At 59.0% G+C, this 25,824-nt stretch carries 25 protein-coding genes and 1 pseudogene; 9 read left to right on the forward strand and 17 right to left on the reverse strand.

The window, feature by feature from the left end; translation table 11 throughout:
- Nucleotides 1-24 precede the first annotated feature (24 nt).
- The 13 genes from J5274_RS27430 to J5274_RS27490 are packed head-to-tail and all read right to left on the reverse strand — an operon-like array spanning nt 25 to nt 12,820.
- On the reverse strand, nt 25-2,388 hold the full coding sequence (locus J5274_RS27430) for a type IV secretory system conjugative DNA transfer family protein (RefSeq protein WP_219276229.1): 2,364 nt from the start codon (nt 2,386-2,388) through the stop codon (nt 25-27).
- Nucleotides 2,385-3,413, reverse strand: coding sequence for a P-type DNA transfer ATPase VirB11 (gene virB11 / locus J5274_RS27435; protein ID WP_219276356.1), 1,029 nt, complete (start codon nt 3,411-3,413; stop codon nt 2,385-2,387). The genes J5274_RS27430 and virB11 overlap by 4 nt, the downstream gene beginning before the upstream one ends.
- A 43-nt stretch (nt 3,414-3,456) precedes the next feature.
- Nucleotides 3,457-4,728 (reverse strand): type IV secretion system protein VirB10, encoded by a 1,272-nt coding sequence (virB10, locus tag J5274_RS27440; RefSeq protein WP_219276231.1) that lies wholly within the window; start codon nt 4,726-4,728, stop codon nt 3,457-3,459.
- Entirely contained in the window at nt 4,718-5,539 is an 822-nt protein-coding gene (locus J5274_RS27445) for a TrbG/VirB9 family P-type conjugative transfer protein (protein ID WP_224129994.1), read from the reverse strand. Before J5274_RS27445 ends, virB10 begins: the two co-directional genes overlap by 11 nt.
- On the reverse strand, nt 5,536-6,267 hold the full coding sequence (locus tag J5274_RS27450) for a virB8 family protein (RefSeq protein ID WP_219276233.1): 732 nt from the start codon (nt 6,265-6,267) through the stop codon (nt 5,536-5,538). Before J5274_RS27450 ends, J5274_RS27445 begins: the two co-directional genes overlap by 4 nt.
- Before the next feature lie 20 nt (nt 6,268-6,287).
- The gene (locus J5274_RS27455) at nt 6,288-7,313 is read right to left on the reverse strand and encodes a type IV secretion system protein (RefSeq protein ID WP_224129996.1); all 1,026 of its coding nucleotides are present in this window, start codon (nt 7,311-7,313) and stop codon (nt 6,288-6,290) included.
- Between the two features lie 13 nt (nt 7,314-7,326).
- Nucleotides 7,327-7,557 (reverse strand): hypothetical protein, encoded by a 231-nt coding sequence (locus tag J5274_RS27460; RefSeq protein WP_111215404.1) that lies wholly within the window; start codon nt 7,555-7,557, stop codon nt 7,327-7,329.
- A gap of 7 nt (nt 7,558-7,564) precedes the next feature.
- The gene (locus tag J5274_RS27465; RefSeq protein ID WP_219276235.1) at nt 7,565-8,302 is read right to left on the reverse strand and encodes a type IV secretion system protein; all 738 of its coding nucleotides are present in this window, start codon (nt 8,300-8,302) and stop codon (nt 7,565-7,567) included.
- A 13-nt stretch (nt 8,303-8,315) separates the two neighbouring features.
- A complete protein-coding gene (locus J5274_RS27470; RefSeq protein ID WP_224129998.1) occupies nt 8,316-8,969 on the reverse strand; it encodes a hypothetical protein in 654 nt (217 codons plus the stop codon).
- The gene (locus tag J5274_RS27475; protein WP_219276237.1) at nt 8,966-11,410 is read right to left on the reverse strand and encodes a VirB4 family type IV secretion/conjugal transfer ATPase; all 2,445 of its coding nucleotides are present in this window, start codon (nt 11,408-11,410) and stop codon (nt 8,966-8,968) included. Before J5274_RS27475 ends, J5274_RS27470 begins: the two co-directional genes overlap by 4 nt.
- Before the next feature lie 30 nt (nt 11,411-11,440).
- Entirely contained in the window at nt 11,441-11,737 is a 297-nt protein-coding gene (locus J5274_RS27480; protein WP_219276239.1) for a type IV secretion system protein VirB3, read from the reverse strand.
- Nucleotides 11,737-12,090, reverse strand: a complete 354-nt coding sequence (locus J5274_RS27485) for a TrbC/VirB2 family protein (RefSeq protein WP_111215401.1) — start codon at nt 12,088-12,090, stop codon at nt 11,737-11,739. Before J5274_RS27485 ends, J5274_RS27480 begins: the two co-directional genes overlap by 1 nt.
- 22 nt (nt 12,091-12,112) lie before the next feature.
- A complete protein-coding gene (locus J5274_RS27490) occupies nt 12,113-12,820 on the reverse strand; it encodes a lytic transglycosylase domain-containing protein (protein ID WP_219276241.1) in 708 nt (235 codons plus the stop codon).
- Nucleotides 12,821-12,901: 81 nt separating this feature from the next.
- Here J5274_RS27490 and J5274_RS27495 point away from each other — a divergent pair, with 81 nt between their 5' ends.
- The 6 genes from J5274_RS27495 (at nt 12,902) to J5274_RS27520 (ending at nt 15,950) form a co-directional block, all read left to right on the forward strand.
- A complete protein-coding gene (locus J5274_RS27495) occupies nt 12,902-13,372 on the forward strand; it encodes a hypothetical protein (protein ID WP_142832274.1) in 471 nt (156 codons plus the stop codon).
- Between the two features lie 51 nt (nt 13,373-13,423).
- Nucleotides 13,424-13,816, forward strand: coding sequence for a hypothetical protein (locus J5274_RS27500; protein WP_219276243.1), 393 nt, complete (start codon nt 13,424-13,426; stop codon nt 13,814-13,816).
- 9 nt (nt 13,817-13,825) lie between these two features.
- Nucleotides 13,826-14,302, forward strand: a complete 477-nt coding sequence (locus tag J5274_RS27505; protein WP_219276245.1) for a hypothetical protein — start codon at nt 13,826-13,828, stop codon at nt 14,300-14,302.
- Nucleotides 14,299-14,967, forward strand: coding sequence for an acyltransferase (locus tag J5274_RS27510; RefSeq protein WP_142832272.1), 669 nt, complete (start codon nt 14,299-14,301; stop codon nt 14,965-14,967). The genes J5274_RS27505 and J5274_RS27510 overlap by 4 nt, the downstream gene beginning before the upstream one ends.
- A complete protein-coding gene (locus J5274_RS27515; protein ID WP_219276247.1) occupies nt 14,964-15,551 on the forward strand; it encodes a thermonuclease family protein in 588 nt (195 codons plus the stop codon). Before J5274_RS27510 ends, J5274_RS27515 begins: the two co-directional genes overlap by 4 nt.
- A gap of 84 nt (nt 15,552-15,635) precedes the next feature.
- A complete protein-coding gene (locus J5274_RS27520) occupies nt 15,636-15,950 on the forward strand; it encodes a DUF736 family protein (protein ID WP_224130002.1) in 315 nt (104 codons plus the stop codon).
- Nucleotides 15,951-17,604: 1,654 nt separating this feature from the next.
- Here J5274_RS27520 and def read toward each other — a convergent pair.
- The 3 genes from def to mobC form a co-directional block, all read right to left on the reverse strand.
- The gene (gene def / locus J5274_RS27525; protein WP_111215381.1) at nt 17,605-18,093 is read right to left on the reverse strand and encodes a peptide deformylase; all 489 of its coding nucleotides are present in this window, start codon (nt 18,091-18,093) and stop codon (nt 17,605-17,607) included.
- Nucleotides 18,094-19,004: 911 nt separating this feature from the next.
- Nucleotides 19,005-22,064, reverse strand: coding sequence for an LPD7 domain-containing protein (locus J5274_RS27530; protein WP_257625772.1), 3,060 nt, complete (start codon nt 22,062-22,064; stop codon nt 19,005-19,007).
- Nucleotides 22,065-22,254: 190 nt separating this feature from the next.
- Nucleotides 22,255-22,662, reverse strand: a complete 408-nt coding sequence (gene mobC / locus J5274_RS27535) for a plasmid mobilization relaxosome protein MobC (RefSeq protein WP_142832267.1) — start codon at nt 22,660-22,662, stop codon at nt 22,255-22,257.
- Nucleotides 22,663-23,199: 537 nt separating this feature from the next.
- On the opposite strand from mobC, the gene J5274_RS27540 reads away from it, so the two are divergent.
- The 3 genes from J5274_RS27540 (at nt 23,200) to J5274_RS27550 (ending at nt 25,071) form a co-directional block, all read left to right on the forward strand.
- The gene (locus tag J5274_RS27540) at nt 23,200-23,871 is read left to right on the forward strand and encodes a ParA family protein (RefSeq protein ID WP_142832266.1); all 672 of its coding nucleotides are present in this window, start codon (nt 23,200-23,202) and stop codon (nt 23,869-23,871) included.
- Nucleotides 23,872-23,887: 16 nt separating this feature from the next.
- Nucleotides 23,888-24,226 (forward strand): hypothetical protein, encoded by a 339-nt coding sequence (locus J5274_RS27545; RefSeq protein ID WP_224130000.1) that lies wholly within the window; start codon nt 23,888-23,890, stop codon nt 24,224-24,226.
- A 119-nt stretch (nt 24,227-24,345) separates the two neighbouring features.
- Entirely contained in the window at nt 24,346-25,071 is a 726-nt protein-coding gene (locus J5274_RS27550; protein WP_219276251.1) for an IS6 family transposase, read from the forward strand.
- A gap of 54 nt (nt 25,072-25,125) precedes the next feature.
- Here the strand turns inward: J5274_RS27550 and J5274_RS27555 are convergent.
- Nucleotides 25,126-25,503 (reverse strand): annotated as a pseudogene (locus J5274_RS27555) (alcohol dehydrogenase catalytic domain-containing protein); the annotation flags it as partial.
- Between the last annotated feature and the right edge of the window lie 321 nt (nt 25,504-25,824).

Below are 25,824 nucleotides of genomic sequence, written 5' to 3' on the forward strand. Positions count from 1 at the left end.
CGGCCGCTATGGGCTCACTGCCGTTCAGAAAACAGGCAGCCGGTTTTCTTCCTCAAATTCCGTCATCGAATGGTCCAATGCGCCTTTGAAACTGGTCAGCGCGACCGCAAGCGCGTTTGGATCGTTCACCTGCTTGCGGCTAGTGGCGGCCTCCGCAATGCCCGCAACCTGGGCGACGACCTCTTTGGCCGATGAAAACCCCATTTGCAGACGGTTGGCCTCGTCCTCTCCCTCGTCGACCTTGATATCGCTCGCCTCAGAAGGGTTGCCGCCTGGCGCAAAAAACAAGCCCTCATGGTCCGCTGTTTCGGAAAGTCGGGCCGCGATGACAGCCCAGCGCGCCTCAGAGATAGCATTGCGCAGTGGCCAGACCGACGCCAGTGCCTCCTCCCTCATGCGTCTGTCCTGACGGCCCAAGCGCCCCTTCCCACCCTTGAGTTTTCCGATCGTCTGAGGTGCTGTTCTCAGCCGAAACAAAAGATCGGCCGCCGGCTGGTCGTCCAAGGCCGATACCGCCCATCGAAAGACATGCATGAGCAGCGCGGGTTCGACGAAGACGGCGCTCGCGTGCTCCAGGACGACGAACTCGTGGTCAACCCCCATGGGTTCCCGCTGTTCGGTGTTTGCTGCAGGCAATTCCACGACCTGCGCCGGCGGCTGAGGCGTAAACAGCGGCCACTCTGCGTGGATCCTGATCTCTGGGATCACAAGCTTGCTCTTCCATCCTGCGACGTCCCTCCGTCGCGCGACGAACCGCGCATCGCTGTAAAAGTTGAGCTTGTTCAGGATTGCGCCGTAGCCGCTGCGCACCTGCAGGATCGTACTGTCATCATCCAGCCGCTGGACCGAGCCTTGATCCATCAGCGGCACCAATTCAAACCGGCCGGTCGAAGCCTGCCTGCCGAACAGAAGCCCTGTCTGCCTTCCCCAGCCTTCACGCTCGACATATTTGCGGCCAAGGTTGTCTGAGACGATCTTGGCGGTAGCGTCGTCGCCAACGGCGATACTGAGCTTGACGTCCATGTTGCCGAGCAGCGCATTTCGGGTCTGCTGTCCGTAACGCTCGTCGATTTGTGGAATGTTCTGGGCAACGAGGGCGATCGTCAGTCCGTAGCCCGCAACCAGGGGAGCGCGTTTGACGATCTCAGGCAGCCGCTCGAACTGGTAGAACTCGTCAAGCATCATCAGGATCTTATGCGGTTCATCGGGCGCAGGGAGGGATCGCAGCATCACATCGTGGATTTGCTGGATCAAAAGCCGGATGATCGGCTCGACCGTCGCGAAGTCCGACACAGGGGCTGCAATGAACAGCGAGAACGGCTTGTGACGCAGGTCGCGGATGTCGAAATCGCTTGCTGAACAGGCCCCAGCCATCAAAAGGTTGTTGAAGGCGGCCAGTGCCGTCGTCACGTGACTCTCGAACGATGGTCGTTGTTCCTCGTCACGCGAAAGGTGCTGGCGAAAACTGCCGAGAATAAACTGATCGAGCTTCGGTTCAGTGTCGATGATGTCTTTCAGCACGTCCGAGAACGGCCGGCCGGTCGAGAAGAGCCGCAGCACGGAACGTAGGTTTCGCCTGCCCTCCATTGTGCGGGACTCCAGCACATAGCCGAGAGCGCCTGCGAGCAGTCCTCGTGCGGTCTGTTTCCAATAGGCCTCCTCCCTGTCGCCGATCGGCAAGAGGCTGGCTGCCAGATTGACCAGATCCGTCGAGCGCTCAGGCCATCCACGGACGAAGTCCAGCGGGTTCCAGCGATGCGAGCGGGCCGATCCCGGCGCAAAAACAAAGCACTGTTGTCCCATGGCCAGACGCGCCGGTCCGGTCAGCGTGTAGTTCTCGAGCTTGACGTCGAGCACGACGACCGATCCCTCGTATTCGAGCAGGTTCGGCATGACGAAGCCGCGGCCCTTGCCAGAGCGAGAGGGCCCGTTGACGAAGAAGTGGCTTTCGCCGCTATAGCGGACGTCCACCGCCGAGCTACCCTTGCCGAAGGTGCCGAGCAGAATGGACATGCCAGGCATGCCGCCCACTAGCCCCGCGCGCTCCAGATCTTTCAGCGTTGCAAAGCGCGATCCGTCGGCGGGAGGCCGGACTTGCCAGGGTCGCTTGATTGCGAGCGTTATCCCGACAGTGACGACCGCACTCAAGGCCAGCGTCGACATCGTCGCGAATGACACCAGCTTGGTGACAACAGGATTGCCAAAATAGACCCAGGCTTGTCTTATCGGCATCAGCACGTCGCCGCCGGCAAAGCTCTTCCACATTGCCGAGCTTCTCAGTGAGAAGTACGAGGCTGCGGCGTAGCTGGCAGACCAGGTGTAGAAGGTGGCCCCGAGACCCAAGATCGGTCCTGCGACCAGCACTACCACCTTCTCGAAGCGTCTCATCGACCGCTCCATTTGCTGAAATAAATCTCGCGAACGCCACGCTTCATGGTGACGGGATCGCGAGCCACCTGGATGACGACGGGCACGACGAAGCGTACGAACTCCATCAGCTCCACCTTGGTCAGGCCAAGGCCCGCCTGCATGGTCGCCATCGCCAGGCGCTCATAGGCGCCACGTGGATTGTCGGCATGCAGCGTCGAGATAGAGCCTGGATGCCCGGTGTTGACCGCCTGTAGGAAGCTGAAAGCCTCAGCGCCGCGGATCTCGCCCATGAAAATGCGGTCGGGCCGCAGGCGAAGTGCCGCCTCGAGGCATTCCTGGATGGTCGTGCGGGCCCTGCCCTGTGCACCCTTTGAGGTCACCAGCGCCAGATAGTTCGGCTGCGAGGGTTTGAGCTCGCGCGTATCCTCGATCGACACCAACCGCTCCCACGCCGGCACGTCCTTCAACAGCCCGTTGAAAAATGTGGTCTTGCCGCTCGACGTGCCCCCGGAAATCAACATCGTGACGCGATTTTCGACAGCAAAACGGAGCCACTCACGCCGTGCCGCCGGCGACGGATCCACCAGGCGCGCGACCAACTCGTGTTCGAGATCGCTCAAGCCCTCGGTATCCTGCATTCCGACCCCGCTCACCTGGATACCATCGAGACCGCCAAGCGCGAGATAGTCGTCCAGCGTCATGTCGCGGATCACCTGTTTGCGGATGGCAAAGGCGCCGCCCATGACGGCCACGGGAGAAAGCACTGCCTGGAAGCGCTCGCCATGGGGCATGGCGGCTGACAGAAGCGGGGTTTCCTCGTTGACGCTTTGCTGTGTCGTTCCCGCAACCATCTGCGCCAGCGCGGTAATCGCCTTCGCATCGAGAGCTGGCACGTCGTGTCGGCTCATATGACGGCTGTCGAGACTCTCGATCCAGATCTCTCCTGGGCGATTGCACATGATTTCGATCACGGCTGGATCCTCCAGCCAGCGGCGAATGGGTTGAGCCGTCTGCCTGACGTAAATGGGCAAGCTGTCCCACATGGACTTCGAGCGTTCGGCCTGCTGCGGTTGAGGCTCTATCACGTCACGGACCGGGCTTTGCGACCGAATGCCGTATCTGCGCGCGGCGAAGGTCATTGACGGCTTGCCTGACCGGATCGGGATAGAGCGAGGAGAAATCGAGATCCTTGCGCACGAACACCATGATCTCGGTTCCCTGGTCGACATAGATCGTGGGAGGGATGCTGATTGAATCCTTCAGCGCCATGTTGGCCATCTCTGCCATGGTCTGGGACAGGGTTTGTTGCGCCTGGCTCTGCGCGTTTGAGCCTGATGACGAAGAGGCGGAACTGCTGGACCCGTCGCTGTTCAGGCCTGCAACGAAGGAGGAGACGCCTCCGACCATGCTGAGCACGGCGGCCGCACCGAAGCGCTCGAGATAGTGCTTGTCGACGAAGCCCGCGAGCCCCGAACGTCCAAGGTCGTCCGTTCCATAGGACCCGAGTGCAACGGACGTTCCGTCACTGCGCAGCGCCCGCGTCCAGACGACCAGCACCCGCGTCTGGCCGCGCGCCATACCGCTTCTATATTCGCCCGTCAGCATGGTCCCTTTCGGCAGCAGGATCCGCCGGCCATCGAAGGAATAGACATCAGTCGAGATAATGGCTCTGACCATGCCGGGAAGATCGGACTGGATTGCCGTTTCGAGCACCCCACGGATCAACGTTCCCTGAGGGATCAGGGCGTCGATGCGATCATTGCGTGAGGCCGTCACCGTCTCGACGTCTTCGGACCCGACCGCCTGCGCGAACCTGCGGTTCGGGTCCTCGTCGGCACTTGCGCTGTTCCCGGCGCTTTGCGCCGATGAGATGCCAGCAGCAGACGTGCCAGTCTCACCCCTGGTAGATTGGTCGACGACCAGCATGTTCGAGCGCAGCCGCGCCTGGCGCAACTCCTCTTGTTTCTTTGCCCGCTCGGCCTCATCAGCGGCCCGCCGTGCCGCCGCCTCGTCGATAGCCGGTGGCGTAACGACAGGGGCGGCGATGGGAGGTGGCTGGACGACTGCAGGTGCGGGTGGTGGTGGTGGCGCAAGGACCAGCCTGTTGTCAGTGGGTGCTGGTGGCGGATTATCCGTGTCGAAGTTGAGATGCGCGGCGTGGCTCGCCGTCTTGAATGCCTCGTTGGTATCCGTCTTCTTCGCTCTATCTGGCTTGATGAAGCTAACATAGCCGGCATAGGCAAGGACTACCAGGGCAACGGAGGCGAGAAGCACCGGCATCAGCCTGCCTCTCCTCGCATCGGGGGACCGCGCAACAGTCTCGGTAATGCGCGCCTCTTCTTCGAAATCAATGGCCATGGCTGATCTCCTGCGGCTGACCGTCTGACCATTTGCTTTTTTGCGGTGGCGGCGTGCCGATCGGGGGCTGCAGGTTGAACACACAGGTCGCGACACTGCCTGATCGCAGGGTCCATTGGCGCGCCACCTTGTCGATGACGATGTAGTCGCCCTCGCGTCGGTAGTTCACAAGAGACTCCCTGCCATCGGACTTGACGGCAAAGAACGCCGGGACTTCACCACTGAATTGGAAAAACGTCTTCGTGCCATCGTCAAAAATCGACGTCGGCCTGGCATCGACAGCACCTTTATATCCATAATCATAATTTATGCGGCCAGGGTTTGCCAAAGCCGCCCGAATGTTGGGCATGGCGGCATTCTGTCGGGCGGCGGCCAAGAGGTTGGCGTCCATGGTGTCGTCCGGATAGGAAAAACGCAGCTTAATGACCGCAGCTTTGGTGTTGCCGGGTTTGGCGCCGTTGAGGAAGAAGGTGTAGACCCGCTTCGACGTCACGACGTTCATGTTGGTCTGTGCGTCGGGCTGAAGCGGCTTGATGAACAGGAAGCGCTTGGATTGATCCGGGACGGCCTGCCAGGCCAGGCTATCGCCCATGGCGACCGTTGCGATCTGTTCGTCGTCATTAAAGACGATCATCGTCGACACACCCATCATGCCGGCGAGATAGACGACGTTGTCCTTCTGGAAAGGCACGGTACGAATGCGTGCGTCTGCCCTGACGGATTGCGGCTGCACTTCCGCCAAAACGACAGGTGGGCGCGCGAGCATGGTGATCGCAGCGATACTGCCGATAAGAAGATGCCGTGTCCTCACTGGGCCTCCTCCCCCACAGTGACTGTCTCCTGGTCGCGCCTATACTCGGTCACCTGGAAACCGAGGGGATTGTCGAAGCGCCAGTCGTTGCGCATCGGCTCGGACGTATATTTGAAGCGGACATTGGCGACCCAATGGTCCGTGACAGTCGGCCCTGACGTGCCGGAGCGGGTCGTCGAAAAGCGGACGGCGGCCGTGTTGTCGTTGAGGAAGATGACACTTTTGACGAACACGGTGATTTCGGTGTTGGCGCCGTAGACTTTGACAGGGTTGTTGAGGTTCGCGCTGGAATAGGTGTTTGCGAGATCGGCGGATGCTTTTCCGGTCGAATAGAGCGATGCCAGGTCGAAATTGTCCCGCAATCCCTTTGGATCGTAGGTTTCGCGAGCGCGGATGAAGCGTACGATGTTGGCCCGTGTCACCGCCTCATTCTGCGTCAGATCACCACGCTCCTGCAGCGGTCGGCTGACTTCCACATAGCCCGTGGTCTTGTCGACCTCGAGGACGACGACATCGAAGGTTTTGAGCGGCAGTAGCGTCCAGAGCAGACCGATCGACGTTGCCAAGGCGATGCCGAGCAGCACCGCGACCATCCTCCAGACGCCACGAGACATCGCGACCGACCGATAGACCGAGCGCTCCCATCGTTCTCCCTCGCTGTAATAGCGGGGATCAATCCCTCCCTCTGACGCGTCTAGCGCCCCCACCCTGATGTCGTTCTTACCCATTCATGTCTCTCCAGGGATGCTTATTTGCGTGCATTGACGGCGGCGGCTCGCACCTGGGCTGCGGCGGGATCACCATCACCGATCGTCGCCGGCGCACCGGGCCGCTGGTTGAACAGATATCCGCCAGCCTGGGCGATGCCTTGACCGGACATGGCAGCCGCTCTCCAACCGAGCCTTACGGTCGTTGCCGCCGCCGCCGCACCGAGGGCGTCAATTCTGGGTCCCCCGCCGGCAATCGCCAGCGCGATCGAGATCGCATGGGTCAAGAGGAAGGCCGTTACGATCGACATCAGCATGAAGGGAGCCAGCGTTGTCATGTTGGCCGCACTGGCATCGGCAGTCAGCGCATCCACCCTGGCCTTCAGCAGCGTCAACATAAATCCGAGGATCACATAGACGATGATTGGCAGAAGCGCGTAACCCGCAAGACTGGCAATCCAGCCATCCACCACCCGCGACGTCAGATTGAACAGCGCGCAACACAGAACGATTGGCCCGATCGCCAGCAGGATGAACATGGTCATCTTACCGATCATCAGCAGCGTGACGGCGATCGCGCATAAAATGCAAACGACCGCAAGCACGACGATGGCAAGGATGTACATGCCAACGGCCGTGATACCACCGGCATCCACCATGGTCTTGACGACGGCAATCCCGCTGTTCCAGATGTCGGTCAGACCCTGCGTCACAGACGATCCCGAACTGCCGTCCCCGCCGCAATCGCTGCCGCCGGTCGACTGGCAAACAATCGTCGCCATCCCATCCGGCGCTTCCAGCAAGGGCTTGACGATCAGCGGCTGATAGGTGGCCCATGACACGATCAGGCTGTAGCAGATGAACGCCCGACCAAATCGCCAGACGAACGTGCCGGCGGTCATCTGGGCGCGACCGAACAGCATCTCATAGCCCCACCAGACGACATAGACCGTAAGCCCGGCCAGGAACAATGGCCCGAGATAGCCGGCAAGCGTCGTGTACATGGACTGCACGGCGCTGACGCCCATGCTGTCGATCTTGCCGAACAGAATGTCGAACGGGTTCATGCTCTCGCGCCGCTCAAAGCATGGTCACACCGCTGCGATCATCGTTTCCGACGACGCCGCGCTGACGAACCATCGGCCCGCAATGATCGTCGATGCCGCCGGCATAAGCCTGCGAGAATAGGATGGAGCCTATCCCGGCCGAGCACGGTGCCTTGAGTTCCTTATGGCCAGCACATCCGGGCAATGCGGTAAAGGTCGCAACCACGAGCGCAAGGCAAACGGTTTGGCCCACCCGCGTTATCATCTCATCTTCACTGCCCAACGAAGGAGACCTCATTCGGGTGGTAGGTCATGAATGCAGATGTTGCCGCCTCCGCTGCCAGCTGGCGCATCTGTTCGGCATTCAGAGCAGCGTTTCCGGCGTTGACAGCTCCGACGAGCTCGTTGACGGTTTGTGCGGTTTGGGTCTGCACTTGCGAGTTTTGATCGATGGAGCCCTTGATGTCGGGTGCCGATCCGATTTGTCCCTGGACAGCCTGAAACGCGGACGATCGCTGTTGTGCACTGGTCTGCGTTCCCGCAATCGACGCCGTCAGCGCTGTCGCCGTGTTCACCAACCCCTGATAGGCCTTGTCGCCGCGCGTCAAATTTGCGCTTGCCATCTCGCCCGACAAGGACCTGACGAGATTGAGACCGTTCAGGATCGTTGCGGCCGTATTGCCGAAGGAACCAAGATTGCCCCAGGACATCTGACCGCTGAGCAATGAGGAAAAATCGGGTGCATTGCCGATCGAAAACCCGGAGCCGAGGGCCGCACCGGCGATCTCGCTTGTCGACCGGTTTCCGGTGACCGCCGCAAGCGTCCTGTTCACCGTCTGCAGGATGTCGCTGTTCGACGACATGATCTGCGCGGTGTTCGACGCGGTCTTGGTTGCCTGGGACAGGGTGGCCTCGTCAATGACGGGAATCTGCGCAAAAACACTGCCACAGGGAACCACCGCCATGAGCAGGGACAAGACAGGCCTGGGCAAGATCTTCAATGGCTTCATCGTCTGAACTCTCCTACTCATTGCCGTTGATGAACGATACCGAGCCCGGATCGTAGGTCATGACTTTCGATGCAGCGCTTTCCGCTGCCACTTGGTCGACCAGTCGCTGGTTTCGCAATCGAACCGTTGTCGTCGCCGACTGGATCGCCTGGTTCCAGATCTGGGCGCCGGACAGGCGAGCGGTGGTGTTCTGGTCGAAAGCGCCCTGCAGGGAATTGGCATTGCCGATTGCTGTTGCCTGGTTTTGAAGTGTCGCGGTATTGGCGCTGATCGCGGCGGCCGTTGCGGCGAGCGCGCTCACCACCTGGCCGATATTCCTGGTTTTCAGGGCCTGGACGCTTGAACCGGTGGCCAGAAGGATCGACAGGTCGCTATTGCCAATTGCGGTCCCGGAAAGCGGTGACCCGGAGATGGCCGCACCTGAGATCGGTGGGATGCCGGCAAGATCCCCCGTCGCCGTGACACTCGACGTGACACCTCGCGACGGTGCCACGGAAGACTGCTTGAAGGTCCGCGCGCGTTGCACGCAGACAGCCGTCTTCGTCTTTTCGGTCGTTCGCGCGGCGTCATTGACCGGCACCTGCGCCATCGTCGGCGAGATCACCAACGGGGTCACCAACACCACAAGGCAAACAGAAGCGCTGAGATTACGGTTGCGGACGCTCATCGCATATCACCCGTTGCGTCCAAAGGATTGCCAGGCTCCTGGCTCCAGCCACAGTAACAGGGGAGCCAGAGCTCCGGGGCGTCGCCATAGCGACGACGCAGACGCTCGCATTCGGCGACCGTTTCAGCCCTGCCGGACAGCACCTTGATGAAGTCCGGGAGTGCTGAGAGATCGAGCCGCGCGATCACGCTGTCGTGGTCGTGCTTGACCAGGAACTGACGGCTTGTCGACGCGGTCGACCTCACCCACTCAAATTCGGTTTCCGAAAGTCCAAAACCTTTGACATAGCTCTCCCGATCCGCCTTCGGGTTGGGGAAGAAGATGGTCGTCGGGCTTTGCTCGAGCAGCGTATGGGCGATCCGCGATGTGGTGATATCGCGAGCAGATTGCGTGCCAATTCCGACAATACCGTTCTTCTTGCGGATGGTCTTCAGCTGGTCGTTGATGAAGGCGCCTGCCCGGTCGTCGCTCAGGAGTTTCCAGCCTTCGTCGACGAAGACCATCATCGGCCGCTCGCCATCCAGCATCTGGCCGATGCGAAAGAAGATATAGCCGAGCGCCACTGTGCGGACTTCCGGATCATCGAGGACGGCGGTCAGATCAAAGCCGAAGATGCCGCGCTCGCCATCCCAAAGATCCACCGTGTTGTTGAACAACCATCCCCGGGTATCGCACCAGGCCTCGAAACGCGACGCCAGATCGTCGCGCCCGGCGGCCTCGCCCCCTCGCAGCAGATGGACGACGTCCGAGAACAGGCGCTCCCGGACCGGCACGCTGAAGATCTGCTCGACCGCTCGGTAGAGGATTTTCTCCTGCTCGGCCGACAGCTTTTCGGCATCATCCCTGGGGCGAAGGAGATAGCTGAGGAGGTCATAGACGAATGCCCTGTTATCAGGACTGTCTGGAAGCTGCAGCGGATTGAAACCGGTTGGAACGCCGGGTTGCAGTACCTCGTACTGACCACCGCAGGCACGAATGAAGACCTCGCCGCCACGATCCTTGTCGAAAAAGGCGCATCGCGGTTGGGGTCTTGCCCGCATTGCCTGCGACAGCAAAAACAGGAGCGCCACGGTCTTTCCCGAACCCGTCGGGCCGGTGACGATGAAATTGCCGACCTCACCCTTGTGAAAGTTGAAGAAATAGGGGGTCATCGACGTCGTCTGCAGCAAGGAAACAGCCGGTCCCCAGTGATTGCCAAGGGGTTTTCCGAGAGCGAAATTATGAAACGATGCCAGTCCACAGAAATTGCGCGACGAGATCAGTGCGCGTCGCGCGATATAGGAGAAATTGCCCGGAAGCTGGGCGTAAAAGACCGGCTCGCTGTTCAGATCCTCGCGCACGACCACCATACCGGCATTCTGCAATTCCTTGGTGATGGCCTGGGCGCCGGCCTCGGTCTCCTTGATCGAAGCCCCTAACGCCATCACCGACAGATGGTGATAGCCCATGACGGCGCGGCCGTTGACCAACTCATCCCTGGCAATCGAGATAGCACTTCCAAGGCTCGTGCCACGCTCATCCGAAACACTGATCTGACGCTCTATCCGATCCATCTCCGACAGGACTGGCGCACGATCTTGCAAGGCGAAACTTTGCGACAGGATGAACTCGCCTGGGACCTTCAGCAGCCCGTCGATCATGCCAGCCGCGGTGTAGGGTGGGTATTCGCGGATCGACAACATTGCGCCGAACCGGGTTTCGATGTCGCTGGCGCCGCGCAGTTCGAAAAGACGGCGGCCGAAGGTGATGCGTCGGGTCGGCAAATATTGGTCGAGAGGCATGCGCGGCAAGGCCATGTCGACCGGTTCGCCGCCGTTGAGGAGCATCGCCAGAAACTCGAGGGGCTCGGACGCCACGCGCCGCTCCTGCGCTACTACCTTGAGGACCCGGGCGCCGTAGTGTTCCATTCCCTTGACGATGTTGGCGACATGCTCGCGCAGTTCCTGGCGAGCCTCCAGATCCATCGCCCGCTCGGATACGCCGGACACCTTGCGCAAGCGCGACAAGAGCTCGTCCGCCAGTCCGACCTTGCCCTGGAAGCCCCGCCGGATGATCGTCAGGTAGAGCTCGTTCAAATACATGCTGTTGTCACTGAGGCTCGCCATGTAACGCTCATTGAGAGCCCTGCAAAATGGGATATCGAACGTACCACCGAGTCGAGGGGGAATACGACGCCGCACGATGTGGGCGTAGGCTGCAAAACGGCTGTCTGCGAGGGCCCGAACCAGCGTGTTGCGCGCGGTCGCCTCGACATCGATGATTTGCTGATCGGCGGTCTGGTGACAGAAGCCATCGATCTTGATGATCGTCAGCAGCATACCGTCCTTGGTTCGCAGTGTCTCCTCGTCGACATGCCTGAGGTAGGGGACATGCGCCGAGATCGGCTTTTCCCGGGCGCTTTCAGCTCCGAACCGAAGATCCTTGCGGATGGACTTTTGCATCGCTGCCCCCATCAGGTTGGCCCCTAAGAATTACGGTTCATAGGAATTGCCGCCCCAGAAGTGAAGGTTCTTCGTCCAAGGGCATTTGGCGATCCGCACGAGAGCGACGTTCGCCAGGTGCGGATCGCGCACCGTGATCACGTAAGCCGCGGCATGCAGGGGCAGGAAGAGAAGGAACATCGCAAGGTTCTTCGTGTTGAGGAACGTCATGACGACAATCATCAGTTCGCCGACGAAGACGCCGATCGGCACGCCCCAGAACATTCTTGGCCGCGTGAGACCAAGAACAAGCGGCGCCACTTCCACCCTTACCTCAGCCTCGCCCATCAGCCACCCAATCCGGAAGACATGGACTGCACGAGCTGCGAGCCGCCAAAGATGAAGGCGATACCAACGATGATGGAAAAGCACCAACTCCAGGGGATACGGCTCGTCAACGCCATGTAGCCAACGGCAGCACAGGCGATGGTCGCCGCTGTCGTCGCGAACGTTCCGGTCATGAAATTGAGGAGTGTCGTGAACACCGAATTGATCGGCTGGAAGATATCGCCGGCGGCATAGGCTAGTTCGACATTGCCCATCATCACAGCGCCGGCGACCCCTGCCAACACCAAGATGTTTCCGTTGATCCGTCCGGTCGACATCACCGATCGGGCGAGATTGTATAGCCTTGTCTTCATCTGGGGCTCCTTTCTTTCCTGACTACTGCACGTACAGAACCGAGCCGCCGATCCAGTCGTGATCGCCGGCTTGCAGTCTGGTTTGATGGATGGGGGTTGGCTGCTGGGAGGCTGGCGTTTGCGCCAGCAGGTCCACGCTGGCAGCAGCAACGGCTCGACTGCCCGCAGCGGCGGCCTTGGCGGCCCGCTTGCCGCCCTTCAGGTAATTGTCAAAGCCGTAATAGGCGTTGGTAACCAGTGCCGTGTAGGAGACGGTCTCGGCAATATCCGGCACGCCCCCTGCGGCAACGACACGACCCTCTCCGGCATTATAGGCCGCAACCACGAGCATAATGTTGCCTCCAAAGGCCGCCGTCAGATCCTTGAGGTAGCTGACGCCGCCCCGAATATTCTCGGCCGCGTCGCAAATATCCGTCACCTGATAGCGCGCGGCGGTCCTTGGCATGAGCTGCATGGGACCGCGCGCTCCCGCGGTCGAATTGACGTGGGCGCCGAAGCCGGACTCCTGATCGGCAATTGCCAGTGCCAACCTGGCGTCGACCCCCTGGCGCGACGTTTCCCTGGTGATGAGCTGGCGAATGGTCTTTGCATCCACCGCACCGTCAGCGCAGTCGGAAGAGACATTGACTGTGAACGCGCCCGAACTGGGCGATGCATCGTTGGCCAAAGCCAGACAGGGAAAGACGAGGTTCACGACAACGATCGCAGTGCGCATGGGGGCTATGGACATTTGCGTTTCCCGAGTTATAAGTACATATATATAAAAACATGATAACAACGCAAGTGCCTTTGTAAAATGCCAGGAGCGCAGATGTCATCGATCGCCAGATGCGGCATTTTTGCCTCATCCGTTCTTGCCGTCTGGCTTTCCCAGAACGTCGCGGCTGACGCCGCGGATGCGGATTGGGGCTGTCAGATCGTCCTTTGCGTGGCAGCGCAGACGCCGAGCTGGCATGGTATCTCCTACTGTGTACCGCCAATGGAAAAGCTGATTGCCGCAATGGCGTTGCCCGGCTTTTCCTGGCCGGCCTGCAAGGCAGCCGGTACCGGCGCGCCTGGCTTTGAGGCGTTCGAGGATTGCCCGAGTGGCTATGTCGAGGCAGACGACCAATCCGGCCATGGCGGTGACTTGGCAAGCTATTGCGCCAAGTACACGATCGAGCGTGGCGAGCGGACCGAGATCGATCGTCAGCCACGGCCGCGAAGGGCCAGACCCTGGTATTTCGACATCAGGCAAAAAGACGGCACGTCCACACGCGCATGGTTTGATTTGCAGAAGTGACAGACAGGGCGCGCCTGCTTCGCCGGAGTTGGTTTTGAAAGGAGTACGCCGATGGGCAAGGAGATCTGGTTTTTTCATCGCCTGGGGCCGATCGAGATCGTTGCTGCCACGATTGCAATCAGCGGCACGGCGACGATCGCCGGGATATGGGTCACAACGGCTGCGAAATTCGTCTACGCCCACCCGATGGACAACCTCGCATACACGTTTTTGGTCCTGGCTCTTTATCTGCTCTTCAATGCAGTGCTCGTCGGACTCTGCTGCGCGGCGGCGCTCTCTATCCTCAAAGCTGTGTACGCCGCGTCCAGCACAGGTCTTCGGCTTATCCGCACGGCTCTGATCCAGCCAATCCTCCTTGTGCGCGCTCTTACAGCGTTCGTCCGCGCGCTGTTCGACAAGTCAGCAGCGCTCCGCCGGCGTCTCACGCGCTCAACATCCTCTTGAGGCTCCCAGATGAAACCCACCCTTGCTGTCCTCGCTCCGATCCTGATCCTCGCCCTTACCTCCACCGACCGCGCCACGGCTCAGGGTGGCCACACGCTGGCGCTTAAACTCACCACCAGGGATGCCAAGCATGATCCTGATGGCGTTTGGACCGACGATGATCTTGCGAGCATTCGCCAGCTCACTGGACAGGCCAAAATCTACACCGCGCGTATCACCACGCCCTCGGGCACCTGGCTGTTGTCCCAGACAAATGGCGACTGCAATTTGCAAGGCATGTGCACGGCCCTTCTTGTGTTGATCAGACCCGATACGCAATCGCCGCGACCGGTGCGACCGGTGCGACCGGAGCGGATGGCAAATCCGCAAATGCCGCTCGGTGGTACCGCTGTCCTGTCGCCTGATGCCGCCACACTCACAACCGCGGAAATTGGCGAGGACGGGAAGGCGTTTATCGGCATATATCAGGTTGAGCCAATTCGATGATATCTGTTGCCCCCTCCCCGGCTGCCAACAACTGGCAGCCCAACAGACAGGATCTCCTGGCAAATCTTGGGCTGTCGCTCGGTTTTGCAGCATCACTGGCATTTGCCGGCGAAAGCGCTCTCAGTCTCTTGAACGCCGGAATGCCGGCTGGATGTGCCGAATACGCGTCCAACGTCAGTCATAGCGAAGGGAATTTCAACAGTGTTTCCCCCGTCGTCAACGGGACGCGCTGCTATGGTGCATTTCAGTTCTGCGACAGCGGGACGTTGCAAGCCTATTGGGACGGTTCGCGCGAGGATTTTCTGAACAACCCTTCAGCGCAGGTCGCCGCCTGGGAGCGTTATCAACGCGGCCAATGGAATGCCGCCCAAAAAAATGGCATGACCAGCCTGATCGGGCAACAGGTCTGCTATCAGGGCACTTGTGCCACGATCTCGCAGTCCTCGATCCTCAAGGCCTGTCAGTTCGGCTGCGGCACTGGGGGCAAGCTCTATAATCTTGCAAAATCCGGTCTCGACTGCAGCGCGGCCGGCACGCGCGACGGCGCCGGCACCAGTGTCTGTGCCTACCTCATCTCCGGAGCTGGCTACAATGTCGGCTGCATCACCAACTCCGATGACGGCGTAGACTGCGCGCCGATTTCGGCAAAGGAGGTGCAGGAATGACAGGGACAAGGCCGGGCGCCAAGATACTGCTGGTTGCCCTGAGCATCTCGATGGCGATACCGCGTTCCATGGTGACCGCTGAGGCGGCCCAGCCGTCATCCCATGTGTTTGCAGTTCCGCAGACCGGCGTCACCTTTCTGACCGGGGATAGTTGGCAACAGGCAGGCCAGACGATGCGCCTCTACGGCGTCCAGGCGTGCATCCGTGGAACCACCTATACCGACAAATCAGGCCAGAAGCAGGACTGTGGTGCAGTCTCTCTGGCGATGCTGGCAGCCATCTTCCAGGATACTAAACCCACCTGTGCTCCGCTCGCCGAGGTAGCAACCCCTACCTCCAGCCAGCACTCGACCATACTCGTCATCTGCTCGACGCATGTCGGCAGCAACGCGCTCGACGTCGGCACCATGCTGATCACGCAGGGGTTTGCTTTTGCCGCGCTCACAACCAGCGGCAAGGCAGTCTATATGCCCTACGGCATTGAGGAAGGGATTGCGCAGCAGTCGCGTGCCGGGCTCTGGGCTTACCCCGACATCCCGTATCCCAATCATGTGCTGTTCTCGAATCCCGCCAGACGTGAGTGACGGGAGCACAGCCCTTGCCCACTATCCGCATCTATTCAATCCAAACAAAGAGGGAGATCCCAAATGCCTGCGAACGTATCAGAAATGACGAATTACGTTGAGTTTGCCAACGATGGAAAAATCCTGCGAGGCAACATCGCTTCGATCGCCTATGACATCGATATTGCCGGCGAACCCTACAAAAGCGAACATCCGAAAGCGCCGGTTTATCGCTTGTTCTCTACAAGCCCGCGTGGTCGACGGGTCGAGATTGGTGGTATCTGGAAGAAGCAGAACCAAAACGGCGGCGACTACTTCACCCTCACCGTCAACACCGGCTATGGCAAGCTCAATGCCAATCTCGGCCGATATCCCGGCCAGGATGACGAAAGCCTCATGGCGATCATTCCGTGGGACTGATCGGTTAAACAGGTTTGCCACGCAATGCCAGTCACCGTAGCCACGATGCTGGAGGGCCCTGATTTTGAGGTCGGCGTGCGGAACCGACGCCGCGATGGCGGTTGTCAGCCATAAGGAGTAGGATGGCGGGCGGCACTGTAAACTTAAAGCCGTGACACCGTTCTATGGGCCTGAGGGTCTGACTTATGCGGCGTCAGGCACGCGATTTGGCGCCATGTTTGCATGGCTACTGATCGCAGTTCGCGGTGGTGCGCAAATGGAATATCATAGCGGGGAACGTTAAATAGATTGCTATTCGAGTCGTGGATGGAAACGAAACGGTGAAGCTGGCACGCTGACTTGGAGCGCTTCATGATCCTCTCCTGTAAGGATGATGGCCTTTCTAAATACGTTGTCGACCGCGCCCGAAGACCTCGGGCAAACGGATCGTCAAGGCCTCGCTCTTTGTCCTTTCCGATCCTGATGTCGCCGACAAGAACACCCTCGATACCGATTACGCCTTGGCAATCAAATGCAGGCTCGCATCACTCGGCGTTGATGACCACGCTCACAATGAAGACGAAGAAAGTCAAAAAGGCATGGCAAGCGCGACGGCTGACATCTTGATGTAACGGAAGTCGGCTATCGATAGCGAACGAGATAGTTACCTTCCGTTCCCCGCTATCTCGAGTTCCTTACTGACCCGCCCTCGCGCGGGTCTTTTCTTTTTTAAGCAAGGGACCAGGCAACCGGTCGGATCACAAACGCCTCAAACCAGCGAAACCGTCTTCGCCTGGAAGTATACGACGCAGTTCGGCAAGCAGATTGATTAGTGGGTGCGTGGAGACAAGGTCGACAGCGGCTGTGATCGCCCTGCGTCCATGCGCGCTATCGATGCGCGCGCCGCGTTCGTCGCAATAGGCGGTCACAGCCGCTATAACGGCCTCAATTTCATGGTTTTCAAGACTGATAAGAGACTGGAGCATTTCGAATGCCCTCCGCAACAAAACGCTGGAATATGTTCGGTTCTGACAGTTGAAAAGTAGGTCCCGTTCGGCTCAGGGGAATGGCCCGTCCGTGAAGTTTTTGCGATGTTGACACGCGCCTGAGAGTGGAGACTGACGTGACGCGCTTCGCGCTTCAGCCAGCTTTCACGAGCGCGCCCTTTGGAGTTGGCGCGCTCTGCCTGATGTGCGGCGCAGGTTTCACAAAGTCCCGGACAAGGATTTCCGTAAGATCCCATGGGGAGTGAAGAGCGGCCGTGACTCTGGCAAAGTGAGGCTGCGATATCGCACTCACCTGATAGGGGACGCTGTTATGGAAGCTGTCGCTTCCCAACCGCAAATGCCAGCCGTTATCCCACTGATCGTGGCGCGATTTCATCTCATTTGGAAATCAGCAGCGCGACCTGGCTGGTTACATCTTTGTCGCCGGGCAATGGAGAGAAGATGTCAAAGCACTCGGTAGATGGTGGTGATGGGCCCGCATTGGCATGTCATTAGAGCGGTTCATCGGTCCATCAACCGCGGTGCAAGACTGTAAAATTGGCTCTGTGTGTGTCCACTCACGGCCGACAATACATGTCATGCGCCTCTCCTGACCATAGGGAGACTGCGCCGAACATACCGTCAGAGATAGGGGGCGGATCTTGACACGCGCAAGCAGGCCTTCTGCGTCACGCAGATTCCTGCGGTTCGCGGGGTACTGGCTCACCATGGTCCGTTATCAAGGTCCCATTGAGATGATCGATCTCGTGCTGAAGACATGTGGCAAGGAGGCCTTCGGCTTCGAGAGTCTCCTTGCCGCCACCCAGCGTGTCGTATTCGACGGTAATCCTCGCTGGCCTGACGACGTCGACCATGGTGCCAGGAAGCGAAAGGCAGCCTTCCCTGAAAGTCGAACATTCCGTGGAAGTATCGACAATCACTGGATTGATGAGAACCCGGGCATCCCGACGCGCCTCCTGCACGACCCCGACGTCGACGACTACAACGCGTTTCAGAATGCCGATCTGCACAGCCGCCAGCCCCACACCAAATGCGTTGTACATGGTTTCCAGCATGTCATCGATTAAAACGGCCGTCTCTGCGGCCTGGGGATCAACCGCATCCGAAATCTGACGTAGTGCTGGGTCAGGTATTGTGATTATTGTTCTTGTAGTCATTTGAATCTCCAATCGTCATCGATCAAAGTGTGTGTTAAAATTAGGAGATGGAGAGGGTAAATTTCTTGTGGGTTTAAGATATGCTCCTTGTCCCGGTTTAGTTGTCATAAGACAGACTGACCCGGCATCCGTTCGTTTTAGGCGCTGTATGCGCCAGATTTTAGGTCACAATGTTCAAACCAGCGCCGGAAGTATTAGACAAAGCGGCGGGGATTCGACTCTTTTACAAAATGATTTTTTGACCATGTAGTACGAGGATAACCTCACCACTTGAGATGGAAGGCACATTCATGATCGAATGATCTATTTCCGCTCGCTAGCCCTTCTTCAGCGCTGCCTTTACAGGGTTTGCCATCAAGAAATCCGAGATCTCCCTTTCGCTCATCGGGAAGCTGATCAGGAAGCAACTTGCTGTACTTGAACTTCGTGCTTTTTTGGCTCCCCGAGCCAGACATCAGTCGTCTTACGCCACTGGCGAATAAACCCCAATTTTGTCGCATATTTCACCCATGCTACTGTATTGCGCTGCAACATACCAAATCTGATCACGAATTCGTGAATTGGCAAATGAAGATTCTATGAAGCTTTATGTACCTGATTTCGTTGAATATTTCTGTTCAATGGGTGGAATTTTCTCACGGAAGACTACATGTTTCCCGAATTTTTAGCCCGCAATCAGCTACCTGGCCTTTGGCCAGTCCGACGACGTTTCCAAAATGTGGATAGCTCGGCAGCGAGCGGCACTTCAGAAATATCGCTGTCGAGAACGAGCGAGCCGCAGACAAGCTGCCCAACCGGCTAATGAATGGTCAACGCCAAGCCAAGTTGTGCATAGATAGACGGCCATCCGTCAGTTCGCGGAGGGTCCCTTTTGCGAATACCTGAAGGCATCTCCCCCCGGGACCACTCGACTACCGCTGACGCGGCTTGTGCGAACGTCTTTGCGTTTCCTTCTGCATCTTAGCGATGGCGTCCTTCTCTGCCAGAAGTTCTTGCTGGGCTTGCCGTTGGCGCTCGATTTCAGGCGACTGGGTCACGTCGGCTGGAATGGGCGTCGACGGGTTTTGGTCGATAGCCTGTTTGGCCCGCGCAGCCGCATTTGCTTCCGCCTGCGTTCTATATGCGTGGTCGTCTCCGCCGCCGTCGATCGGCCGCTCGTTGGTGGCTGCGGTGCGTCCGGCTTGGCGCACCTCCCGCTCGGCCTCGACATCGGTGCGCTCGCGTATTGTCTGAAGGGCGATCGCGATTTCTATGTCCGTCTTTTGACCTGGCCCTTGGACTCTGGAGCCCTCGGCAAGGCCAAGTCGACTTTCTTCGCCAGCCTTCTCTTGTCGCCGACGTTCCTCCACTTTTTCCCGCGCGGCCGTCAATTTGTCCTGTAGCTCGGGATTGCCAATTTTGAAGCCATGTTCGGCCGCAAGCTCGACAGCGAGGGCCTTCTCGCGCTCGGATCCGTTGACCGTGATCTTGTCCCACCTCCTTGCCGCCTCGCGCATCGCCGCCAGCATCGATTCACGATCGCGATCGGCCGGCTTTATTTTCTCGCTCTCGACAATCGGCGCCTTGGGATCAGTGAGGGGCGGCTGTGGGTTCGCCCGTCCCACCGCTTGGGTTTGAGCTTGAGCCTTGACTTGCCCCTCGATACTGGCCTCATCGGTACTCACGCCAGCCGAATTGCCGCCCCGATCAGCGCGGTCCCTTGTCATTTGTGCTTGGGTAGCGGCCAGCTTGTCCTGCAGCTCGGGGTTGGCAATCTTAAATCCGTATTCTGCAGCAAGCTCGACGACTAGCGCCTTGTAGCTTTCAGTGCCATTGATGGTCAGCGCCCCCCATTTGCGGGACGCAACCTGCATCGCGGCCAAAACCACCTGCCGATCCTTCCAATCGGCAATCTCCACCCTGTCGCCGTGATCGGTGAAAGCGACACTGCCGGCCCTGCCGCGATCGTTGCGATGACTATAGCGGATTGTCTCGCCGTGCTCTTCGGCCACGAATTCGCGGAACTCATGTCTGACAGGTGCCACGAAGGTCTCGCCTTGGACCAAACCCCGTTTTTTCTCAATGCGCTCCTGCGTCGCCAGCATATCCTGCTGGGCCTCTCGAAGCTTACCGTGGAGCTTTTCGATCTGGGGCTGCTGTTCTGGTGGAAGATGCTGTTTGATCACCTCCATCTGGGCGTCCATCTCCGCAAATGAAGCAGTCATTACCTTCAGGTTTGCCATGTCGTCTGTCTCCTTTGGCGTTCCGCCTTCCTGATATGAAATGGATTGATACTCCTCGAACTCCGGCGCCATCGCACGCACCGCCATCTCACCGCGGTCACGGAAATGGAGGACGCTTGCCGTTACCACTTCCGCCGGCACCAACGGGCGCATCCTGTCGGCAAGGTCTCGCGCGACGACGAAGTGGTCGTTACCGCCACCCAGTGCGGGTTGACGGCGCGCCGGCGTGATCCGATGCATCTCCGTCGGCCGAACATCGACAAACCCGAGCGTTCCGCCATCCCGACGTGCCAATTCCGCGGCAGCCGAGAGATCGCGGGTGAAGAGTGGAACCGACGACCGCGTTCCAGGTCGCTCCGCCCGGTAGAGCCGCAACACGCCTGGATCTGGTGCAAATTGCGTAGGCGACCGCAAAGCCATGGCCGCCACGTCGCTCCAGCCGCTGGCTGCGGCTACAGCATGACGCTTTCCTTCTTCCCGTATCGGAATGTGGACAGCACCCATCCTTGCCGCCTCGACGCGCCGACGCACGTTTTGCGATGCGACGCCTCTTTCCACGCGCTGGATGTCCTTCAGCTTATACCCGGGAGGGTTTGCCCGCTCGAACCGGCTCATCGCGTCCATGGGAATGTTTCGCTCACGCGCCTCTTCGGCCAGAGTTTTGCGCCAGCGCCTGAAATCCTGGATCCGCGGGTGAAGACGCTGGCCGGCGTCCGAGAGCATCTTGATGGCGGCATGAACATGAAGATGCTGCCGATCCTCGTGAAGCACGAAGGCATAGCGATGCCCGGCGAATTCCCTGGCAAGCGTTGCACGCACGGCATCGACGAACCGATCCCTTGGCGTCCCCGGCTTGGCGCTAAAAATGACGTGGGCGACGTCACGGCGCTCTTGCGAACGGAGGTCGCGCTTCCAGTCCTTCGCCTCCTCCAGCGAACTTGCACCGGCACCGACCACCACATCCTCGCCAAACGATCCGTCCTTGTTCAGGCGAACCGCGCGCACGGCGTGGTGCATTCCCTTGCGAACCTGAGCGAGGTAGCGACTAACGCCTTCCACTCCGTGCGCAAAGCCATAGAGTTCTACTTGTCCGCCAGCGCCGAACGACACTTGCAGCAGCCTGTCGAGCTTGCTCAGGGATTTTCGGTTGTCGTAGATACGCTGCGCGCTTGCTTCACCGGGATGGGGACGGGCTGCAGCGCTGAGAACCACTTCAACAGATCGTCCCTTCCCTTTAGCATCGGGCTCGCTCCGCCATGCGATGCGGTGGCCAGGCAGCGCCTGTTTCAACGCCTCGCCCACAGCCTCATCTGAGTGCGATCGTACGAACAATCCCAGCCGCAGCACATCCTTTGACGGCTGACGCCCGTATTCTTCTGCCCATTCGTCGGCAAGCGCCTGGATCCAAGATGCGCCTGCAACCTGTTCACCGGTTTCGCGCTCAATGGTCAATTCGCCATCACGGCTCTGATAGGCAAGAAGTTTGCGGACACGGGCACTTCCGGCAGCAAAACTCACCAGCTTGACCACTGCCGGCTGTGACCCTGCCGCAACGCCCAGGCGCTCGGCCAGGCCGGTAGTCCAGATCGGCGCGGCTCTCGCAGCACCTTCGCCGATATTTGAGCCAGGAGCAGCCTTTGCCCTCGCAGGTGAGCTGGCATGTCCCGCCGCCAAGGTGCCCAACCCTCCGCCTCCCCCGCTAACGCGGCGCTTGCGTCCTTCATCCTCCAACTCCATCGGTACGGGCATGAACCCCGTACGCGGCCTGCTGCCCGTATAGGGCGTCCCATCGCCCCTGCGGCGCTTGCGCTTTGGTCCGGGCTTCTGGCGGATTTTGCGGATAGCAAGGCCATCGAAATCCTGATCCTGGAAAGTGGCGGACGCACGCCGCTTCCGCCGCCGCTCGATATCGTCCAGGACACCCAGGAAAGCATCGACATCAAACATGACTGCCCACCAGGCGCCGCGCACGCGCGCGGCTGCTTGCACGCAACGCGTCAATCTCCCGCTCGTGCTGTACGACAAGCCTGGCAAGCCGTTCCACACCGCCATGCAGATGTTCATATCCGGGCACGCGACCACTGTTCAGTGCCCGCGCAATCTGGTTGAGGTTAACCCCCACTTTCCGAAGCTGAACCACGGTCGCCTTGAGCCGCTGCGCCACCTCGCCCTCAAAGGTTGGCCCAAAGCCTCCGGCTTCGCGCGCCAATCGCCGCAGCACTTCGCTGGTGGGGAGTGCAGCCTCTTCCGCGAACTTCGTCAGCGCTGCAAATTCCGCTTCCGACAATCTCACGCGCACCGATCTGTTCCGGCTTGGCCGCCTATGTGCAATCGAGGTCTTGCTCATCCCTTCTCGCTCCGGTCGCCCTTGGCGACTGCCGGACGAGCCCGTCAGCCCATCGGGCACATGCCGGTTTTCGTACACCGAAAACTGCTATCCTGCCAACCATATAATTCCCTTTTATCGTTCATATACAAGCGCTTATGCAACTTGCCTCACTTTGCACACTTCTAGCAGTGGCTCCACTTGTGGCACCTTCTCCACCTGTTTCCCTCACGCCACTTCTCTCACTTCCGGTCCGCACGCCACTTGTGTCAGTCCCGTCAGTTCGAGGACGATCACCCCTTTCGCCACTCAAGGAAGTGGCGGATCTCGTCAAAGCTCTTGAACGACCGGAAGCGGGGTCACGGAGACAACTGCCCCTACTTAGACCCCTCGTCTGCTCCGCAAACTTGCAGCACTGCTGGTCGTGCTCCAACGCCTTCCACTGGCTTAGGCGCGGGGGCTGCGTTCAGTGGTGCAAGCGAGCAGGCTTGCAAAAGCGATCGCCTATCTGTATTTGCTATATAACTAGTCATTCACCGCGACATGAAGATCCTGAAAATGACCATTATCGCTTTGGCAAATTCCAAGGGCGGCGTCGGCAAATCGACCCTGTGCCTCCTGATTGCCTCCGAACTCGCGGAGAACGGTGCCAGTGTTCTCGTCATCGATGCCGATCCCCAGCAGTCCTGTCGTCAATGGGTAGACCGCTGCAACAGCGTCGGCACGCTTCCATCGTCATTGTGGGTCACCACAGCATCCTCGCCGCATGACCTGAAATTCGCCCTCACGACGGCGACCGCATCCATCGTCCTCATCGACGTCCAGGGTTCGATCAACGATCTCCTGATTGCCGCTATTGTCGCAAGCGACATCACGCTCGTGCCGGCCAAGGCCAACGTGATGGAAATGATCGAGACCGTAAAGCTTTTCGAATGGGCGAAAGCCAGCCTCAAACGCGCGCCTCTCAAGCTCCTTCTCAATCGCGTCGAAGGCATCGACACCAGGACGACAGCATTCCAGGACGCTGTCCAGATGATCCGTGACAACAAGCTTCCAGCCCTTCCCACCTTCGTTCGCGCCCGAAAAGTCTACGAGCAGTTTTCGAAAGAGGCCGGTTCGCTTGCGCGGATCGGCAATGACCCTGGCAAAGCCGATCAGGTCGCCAAGGCACGCGCCAACATCGTCAGCGTCATCGCCGACATTACGAAGGCCATAGGCGAAGCTGAATGAGCAAAGGGAGGAGACCTTGAGCGAAATTCCGCCACTGCAGAAATCGCGTCGGAACCTGTCGGATCTGGATTCCCTGATCGCCGACTCCATCGGGAAAATGGCTTCCTATGGAGAAATGCATGGACCACCGAAGTCCAACGCGGCGGTGGGCGAGCCGCAATCTTTTGAGCCGCCACCGCAAACGATCCAAGCCCATCCTAACACGGTCGATGACAAGCCGGAGCGGTTTCAGATATGTCTCTCCGGCACGGTGATCATCGCTACAAAGCTGGAGGCGCTGAAACGGAAGACGACGGCCGGTGAGATCACTGAACGGGCGCTCAGGTCGTATCTGGGGATGCTTCCAAAGACCTGATGCTGCAATGAGCGGTCTATTGTCTTTGCAATAAATATGCCTGGAAAACGGCATGTGACGCAATTGCAATCCGCGTCGTGGCGGCGTCGCCTTAAGTTTTGCTCGATAGAGCGGTGGGCATGAACATTTCTTCGTCTACCTTCGCCGCCCATCGCTACAAACGTCACCGCTTTCCAGCCGAGATTATCGCTCACGCGGTTTGGCTGTACTACCGGTTTCCATTGAGCCTGCGGCATGTCGAGGATTTGCTGGCCGAACGCGGTATTGACGTTTCGTTCCAGACGGTATCGGAATGGGCCGCCAAATTTGGCTCCGAGTTTACTGCGTCGCTTCGCCGGCGCTCAAAGAGTAGCTTTGCCGATAAATGGCACCTCGATGAGATGGTGGTAACCATCAAAGGCCGGAAATACTGGCTCTGGCGTGCCGTCGATGCTGAAGGCTATGTGCTTGAAGCCCTTTTGCAAAGCCGTCGCAACAAAGAGGCAGCACTGAAATTGATGCGCAAGTTGCTCAAAGGCCAGGCCCTCACGCCCCGTGTGATAGTGACCGACAAACTCCGGTCCTATGATGCCGCCAAACGCGATATCATGCCCGGCGTTGAGCATCGTTCGCATAAGGGGCTGAACAATCGGGCCGAAAATTCCCATGTACCCATAAGGCGGAGAGAACGGATCATGATGCGGTTCAAGTCTGCCGCGCAATGCCAACGTTTCGTTTCAACCCACGGACCGATTTCCAATCTCTTTCTGGTTCACCGCAAACATCAAACTGCCGCCGATCACCGAACGCTTCGCACCGAGGCTATGGCCGTCTGGCGTGAAATCACGCTGCCACGCGCCACATAAAATCGACCGCCGCTGCCATCTGACGTCCTGTTCAAGTTAAGGCGACGCTGCCTTGCCAAGGCATGCGGCATCCTCGAAAGAAACATTATCCGGCTTTCGAGCCAGGAACATATCTTTTGTCACCACGGCTTGCCCGAACGCACCGCTTTCCTTGAGCTTGGCAAGACCGAACACTGCGTCACCGATCTTAAGCCGTGTAACGTCGGAGCCGATCGCAGTGACTATCCCCGAGAAGTCCATTCCCATGGCGCGGGGAAAGGTTTTGCCGGTGACGATCTTCATTTGGCCTGCACGGAGCTTCCAGTCGATAGGATTGATCGCCGCGAACTTGACCCGCACGGCAACCTCACCTTTTCCGACCGCGGGCAACTCGAAGTCCTCGACCCGCATCAACTCCGGGCCGCCATATCTGCTATATTGAATTCTTTTCATCAGAGTGCCTCAAGCCAAGCAAATTCAAAAACGGATGCCTTGTCAAAGAGGCGAGGTCGCGCCGCCTTCTGGCAAGCGACTGAAGAAGCGTCGATTGATATAAGTCTGGACATGCTTTCAGATCCTTTCTGGCGTTGTACGAGAGAGGGTTCGACGTCTTTCTCTGCAATTGCAAACGTACATAAACCAGCATGGGGACAGTTTCTGTCACCATTCTTTCAGAACAATCAAATGCAAAGTGCCGGAGCAGATGTCGGCTGCAAGGAGGTACAGATAAGTGCCGAGTTCACCGACGCCTGTTCGATTTGGCCGCATGGTTGG

The sequence above is a fragment of the Rhizobium sp. L51/94 genome, from assembly GCF_019355555.1.
Classification (GTDB): domain Bacteria; phylum Pseudomonadota; class Alphaproteobacteria; order Rhizobiales; family Rhizobiaceae; genus Rhizobium; species Rhizobium rhododendri.

Excerpts from the sequence above, each read along its gene's own strand:
- J5274_RS27430 (WP_219276229.1), bottom strand. The coding sequence starts at position 2,388 with ATGAGACGCTTCGAGAAGGTGGTAGTGCTGGTCGCAGGACCGATCTTG.
- virB11 (WP_219276356.1), bottom strand. The coding sequence starts at position 3,413 with ATGTGGGACAGCTTGCCCATTTACGTCAGGCAGACGGCTCAACCCATT.
- virB10 (WP_219276231.1), bottom strand. The coding sequence starts at position 4,728 with ATGGCCATTGATTTCGAAGAAGAGGCGCGCATTACCGAGACTGTTGCG.
- J5274_RS27450 (WP_219276233.1), bottom strand. The coding sequence starts at position 6,267 with ATGGGTAAGAACGACATCAGGGTGGGGGCGCTAGACGCGTCAGAGGGA.
- J5274_RS27455 (WP_224129996.1), bottom strand. The coding sequence starts at position 7,313 with ATGAACCCGTTCGACATTCTGTTCGGCAAGATCGACAGCATGGGCGTC.
- J5274_RS27460 (WP_111215404.1), bottom strand. The coding sequence starts at position 7,557 with ATGATAACGCGGGTGGGCCAAACCGTTTGCCTTGCGCTCGTGGTTGCG.
- J5274_RS27465 (WP_219276235.1), bottom strand. The coding sequence starts at position 8,302 with ATGAAGCCATTGAAGATCTTGCCCAGGCCTGTCTTGTCCCTGCTCATG.
- J5274_RS27470 (WP_224129998.1), bottom strand. The coding sequence starts at position 8,969 with ATGAGCGTCCGCAACCGTAATCTCAGCGCTTCTGTTTGCCTTGTGGTG.
- J5274_RS27475 (WP_219276237.1), bottom strand. The coding sequence starts at position 11,410 with ATGCAAAAGTCCATCCGCAAGGATCTTCGGTTCGGAGCTGAAAGCGCC.
- J5274_RS27480 (WP_219276239.1), bottom strand. The coding sequence starts at position 11,737 with ATGGGCGAGGCTGAGGTAAGGGTGGAAGTGGCGCCGCTTGTTCTTGGT.
- J5274_RS27485 (WP_111215401.1), bottom strand. The coding sequence starts at position 12,090 with ATGAAGACAAGGCTATACAATCTCGCCCGATCGGTGATGTCGACCGGA.
- J5274_RS27490 (WP_219276241.1), bottom strand. The coding sequence starts at position 12,820 with ATGTCCATAGCCCCCATGCGCACTGCGATCGTTGTCGTGAACCTCGTC.
- J5274_RS27495 (WP_142832274.1), top strand. The coding sequence starts at position 12,902 with ATGTCATCGATCGCCAGATGCGGCATTTTTGCCTCATCCGTTCTTGCC.
- J5274_RS27500 (WP_219276243.1), top strand. The coding sequence starts at position 13,424 with ATGGGCAAGGAGATCTGGTTTTTTCATCGCCTGGGGCCGATCGAGATC.
- J5274_RS27505 (WP_219276245.1), top strand. The coding sequence starts at position 13,826 with ATGAAACCCACCCTTGCTGTCCTCGCTCCGATCCTGATCCTCGCCCTT.
- J5274_RS27510 (WP_142832272.1), top strand. The coding sequence starts at position 14,299 with ATGATATCTGTTGCCCCCTCCCCGGCTGCCAACAACTGGCAGCCCAAC.
- J5274_RS27515 (WP_219276247.1), top strand. The coding sequence starts at position 14,964 with ATGACAGGGACAAGGCCGGGCGCCAAGATACTGCTGGTTGCCCTGAGC.
- J5274_RS27520 (WP_224130002.1), top strand. The coding sequence starts at position 15,636 with ATGACGAATTACGTTGAGTTTGCCAACGATGGAAAAATCCTGCGAGGC.
- def (WP_111215381.1), bottom strand. The coding sequence starts at position 18,093 with ATGACTACAAGAACAATAATCACAATACCTGACCCAGCACTACGTCAG.
- J5274_RS27530 (WP_257625772.1), bottom strand. The coding sequence starts at position 22,064 with ATGCCCGTACCGATGGAGTTGGAGGATGAAGGACGCAAGCGCCGCGTT.
- mobC (WP_142832267.1), bottom strand. The coding sequence starts at position 22,662 with ATGAGCAAGACCTCGATTGCACATAGGCGGCCAAGCCGGAACAGATCG.
- J5274_RS27540 (WP_142832266.1), top strand. The coding sequence starts at position 23,200 with ATGACCATTATCGCTTTGGCAAATTCCAAGGGCGGCGTCGGCAAATCG.
- J5274_RS27550 (WP_219276251.1), top strand. The coding sequence starts at position 24,346 with ATGAACATTTCTTCGTCTACCTTCGCCGCCCATCGCTACAAACGTCAC.